4 protein-coding genes are annotated in these 4,023 nt (G+C 56.4%); all 4 read left to right on the plus strand.

Annotated elements, in window-relative coordinates:
• Nucleotides 1-216 precede the first annotated feature (216 nt).
• The 4 genes from ACZXDY_RS44990 (at nt 217) to ACZXDY_RS45005 (ending at nt 3,904) form a co-directional block, all read left to right on the plus strand.
• The gene (locus ACZXDY_RS44990) at nt 217-501 is read left to right on the plus strand and encodes an HdeA/HdeB family chaperone (protein ID WP_464349904.1); all 285 of its coding nucleotides are present in this window, start codon (nt 217-219) and stop codon (nt 499-501) included.
• A gap of 25 nt (nt 502-526) precedes the next feature.
• The gene (locus ACZXDY_RS44995; protein WP_028169437.1) at nt 527-820 is read left to right on the plus strand and encodes an HdeA/HdeB family chaperone; all 294 of its coding nucleotides are present in this window, start codon (nt 527-529) and stop codon (nt 818-820) included.
• Between the two features lie 1,528 nt (nt 821-2,348).
• Complete coding sequence (locus ACZXDY_RS45000) at nt 2,349-2,837, plus strand: phasin family protein (protein WP_464349905.1); 489 nt, start codon at nt 2,349-2,351, stop codon at nt 2,835-2,837.
• Nucleotides 2,838-2,950: 113 nt separating this feature from the next.
• Nucleotides 2,951-3,904 carry an alpha/beta fold hydrolase gene (locus tag ACZXDY_RS45005; RefSeq protein ID WP_464349906.1) on the plus strand — a complete coding sequence of 318 codons (954 nt, stop codon included), beginning with the start codon at nt 2,951-2,953 and terminating at the stop codon, nt 3,902-3,904.
• Nucleotides 3,905-4,023 lie beyond the last annotated feature (119 nt).

Genomic DNA, 4,023 nt, shown 5'->3' on the forward strand with positions numbered 1-4,023 from the left:
GACAGGACGCCCCTTGGCGCTATCGGCTTGGCCACCCTGTTTGCCGCAGCGGCCTACCGCGCGAGCGGTTTAGTCCTCTGACCCCAAGCGGACTTCTGTTGATCTAGATCAACATGAGCGGGCGCGAGACTCCGTTTTCTTGCGTCCTTGTGGCGGCAGTCTTCTCCATAATCCCGGGTAGATCAGCATCAAGGACGACCCCCGATGAGATGTAGATTGATCAGTCTGACGTTTGCTGTCTCGATAATTCCAATCGCTGCGAATGCGCAGGTAACCATTGATATGGGCAAGATCATATGTAGCCAATATCTTGCTATGCCGCAGTCACAGTCAGATAACTTTTCTGCCTGGATGAGTGGCTGGTTCAGTTATCAGAACAGCAGGACCTTTGTGGATCTTGCTTTGCATCAACAAAATATCGCCAACGTGAAGGCATGGTGCCAATACCATCCGGCGGAAAGCGTTATGTATGGCTTGCAACAATCAGTAGGCAAAAATTGACGGCTTGGGACTTTGGAGGATCGCTATGAGATGCAGGACTCTTGTCGTTTCTTTGATTTTGATAGGCGCGGCGTCAGCGCCAGCTGCGGCTCAGATCAAGCTGGACATGAACAAGATCACTTGCGGGAATTGGTTAGGTTACGGTTCAGCAGACCAGGATTTTGTAAGGTATTTCATGAGTGGCTACTATAACGCTGCCGCAAATAACAATGTTTTGGACTACGACCGCCTGCAAAAGAACTCGAAAAAAGTTGTCGCCTATTGCAAGAAGCACAAATCCGACACGCTGCCAACCGCCATTCAAAAAAGCGCCAACTAGATTGTAGGCCCCGACGGCGTCGCCGCCGGAGCCTTGGCCGGCGACATTGCCAAGCCTCGACCGAGAGTTGAACGGGCCACCGGAACTGCGCAACCGCCTCCTTATCGTTGCGCGCACAATCGTGCGTCGCTTCAGTACGTCTCCTTTTGAACCGAAGCAGACGTGCGATATGCCGAGGCTGTTCAGCGTTCCATTTGTTCGAGGAAGCTCTGGAGCTCTCGCTTTCTCATCTCACCATATCCGGGGCCTTTGGCTCTGATGTCGTCATCGTTTACCCACCATTGTAGAGCCAACCACGCAAAGTAAGCAGGCTCTCTATCCGACCGAATAACAATATCTGGCCTTGGCTTTATCTCGTCCCAACCATTCGATGGTCGAGCGTCGAAATCCGCTTGAGTGAACGGCTGTCCAGAAATGATGCGATTGATCGACTCTACTATCCATTCTCTGACTGTGGATGCCGTCATAGCGAGCCTCGCGTCACAGGGCATCGCTTTATAGCATGTGAAGTATACCGAAGATCGTTGCTCATCGAACTTGGTTGCTTGTTCGTTTCCGACACAGGCCGGATACAACGTCTGGATTTGGCCCCGAGCCGAAGTATGCACGGGCAATCGGGATGTCGGCTTTTGGGGGTAGTCCTGACCAAGGGACTTGGCGAGCCGCGACCGCCGCTGTTGACCCTCAACAGACATGCGGTCTGATCGGCTAGGTTCAGGAAGGTTTCGAAGTTATCAGTCTGTTCATGGAATCGGACAATGTGTGCACTTGTGGACATACGCGAGGCTCAAGCAGTAGTACACGCTTAGCCATCACCGCACGGTCCTGTGGCATTTATCGGTGATGAGAACGCCGGTTGCGCTCCCGCCTTCCCGAACCGAGGAGCCGCCATGCAGCAGCGACGCCGTTTGAAACAAACCACATCCCTAGATCAGCGCTTGACCGACGAAGCTCAGCGCTTGCGAAAAGAGGCGCGAGGCACCCCGCACGGCATCCGGCGCGAACGGCTTATCCGAAGAGCTCGTCAGGCCGAAACGGCCGCCCACATAGACGAGTGGCTCCGGTCGCCCGGACTGAGGGCACCCACATAATCCATCCAGTCGGCTGTTACGCCTGCACTCGGCGGACGACAACCACATCCGGATCGCGTTGAGATCATCTGCGATGATGACGAGGCTGCCAAAGGTCATCCGAAGCAGTTAGTGGGTGGACGCTGTAGCTATGGCAGGAGGCGCATGATCGCGACGTTCCAGCCGAAGGAAAGAGACCGCCTCAGTGGCGGCCTCTTTGCCGACGTCACCTTTTTGGGCCCAAAGCCGAAGACCACAATCAGCGACGATGATGTCGGCTTTCTAGGGTGGGTCGGACAGAGGTTGTGCGAGCCTTCGACCGCCGCTTTTGACCCATAGCATCTAAGTTCATGCAGGAAATCCCATAATCCCGCGTTAGGAACGCTACACCGCAAGGCCTGTTGTCATCTCCGAAATGACCGTTGTGGTCGACCGACCCTATTCTCTTGGAGCGTCAGATGAGTAACCGTAAACGAGCCATAGCGTCAAAGCGCGCCCGCGGCCCTAGAAAAGCCGCACAGGCCCAACGGAACAAGCAGGTTATTGTTAGAAGCACGAAAGACAACCCTCTGCGCGCTGTTGCCGCAGGCTCGACTGAATCGCCCAAGCTTCATGACGATGCAAAACAACGGGCTCCCATCGTTGAGCATCGGATCGCGGCCTTACAAGATGGCTTCCGTCAGATGATGAGGGACGACAATCCAGAGAAAGGGTTTGATCTTTCTTTAGTGACGGCAACCATGCAGGCTTATCAAGTGAAGCTTCTGGAAATGGCACAAGCCAACATGCAATTTGCTCTTGCTTTCGGCCAGCGGCTTGTGACGATCAGGTCACCATTCGAATTTTTCGCCGTCTTTGCAGAATTTGCAAGCAGGCAGATCGATATGTTCCGGAAGTATTCGAAGGAGATGGCTGCGTATCCGTTCTTGGGGGAACGGGACCCCTGATTGGTCGCGCGCACTGGACGTGAGTCGTAGGGCGGGAGCGAAGCCGTCAGGTTGCGGTTGTTCCGCCGATTCGAAGTAACCCCGCCAGCGCGGACCATCGAAGGATTGACCCGGTGTCCACAACTGAAACCGTCCTGCTGATCGTTTTGGTCGGACTTGTCGTACTGATCCTCGGCAATATCGCGTTTCAGGTGGCAGCGGAGCGAAAGAACCCGCCGATCGGCGCCTTCATCGAATGCGACGGAGTGCGCCTTCACTATATCGCACGTGGCGATGGCGCCGCGCCTTGCGTGGTCCTGTTCCATGGGAATGGCACCATGATTCAGGATCTCGTCCTAAGTGGTCTGGTCGACCGCCTGGCCGACGCCTACCGCGTCGTTTGCTTCGACCGGCCAGGGTTTGGCTACAGCCGCCGAGCCCGCACCCGCATCTGGACGGCCACAACGCAAGCTACCTTATTCGCGAAGGCTCTTGACCAGCTTGGCGTGCGCAATCCCGTGGTGCTCGGCCATTCCTGGGGAACGCTCGTGGCTATCGCGCTGGCGCTGCGAAGCGACTATGCCGTGCGTGGGCTCGTGCTCGCGTCCGGCTACTACTTTCCGGGCTTTCGGATGGACTTTTGGCTCATGTCGGGTCCGGCACTGCCACTGTTCGGCGATCTGATGCGCTACACTATCTCGCCGATCATATCCTGGGCCATTATGCCCAAGCTTATTCGCACGCTGTTCGCGCCGCGTGCCGTTCCGCCGGAATTCGAGAACGAATTTCCGATCTCGTTGTCTCTCCGGCCCAAGCAATTGAGGGCGGCCGCCGAGGAGAGCGCGTTCCTTATTCCGGTTGCCGCGCAGTTGCCGCTTCAATATCAGGACGTCCGGTGTCCCGTCAGGATCGTGCATGGAAAGAGTGACCAGCTCATCGAAGCCGACCAATCGGGCCGCCTGCACAAGGCGTTGCCCCGCTCCCTGCTACATCTAGTCGAGGATGCCGGTCACATGGTGACCTATGCAGATACGCCCGGGATCGTGGACGCCGTAGCGGCGCTGGCGCGCACCGCACCGACGAGGTGATCGCATAGGCTTTGTTGTTGCAACGCGAGAGTCCGGAAGTGACCCAGGCTGTGTGAAAATCACGCAACTTGGGGCGCACTGGTGCATTTCGCGGCCGCCGAACTTCTAATTCGGTGGAA

It is taken from the genome of Bradyrhizobium sp. LeoB3, from assembly GCF_055456055.1.

What these genes read in the sequence shown, in the direction of transcription:
- ACZXDY_RS44995 (WP_028169437.1), top strand. Translation starts at nt 527, where the DNA reads ATGAGATGCAGGACTCTTGTCGTTTCTTTGATTTTGATAGGCGCGGCG.
- ACZXDY_RS45000 (WP_464349905.1), top strand. Translation starts at nt 2,349, where the DNA reads ATGAGTAACCGTAAACGAGCCATAGCGTCAAAGCGCGCCCGCGGCCCT.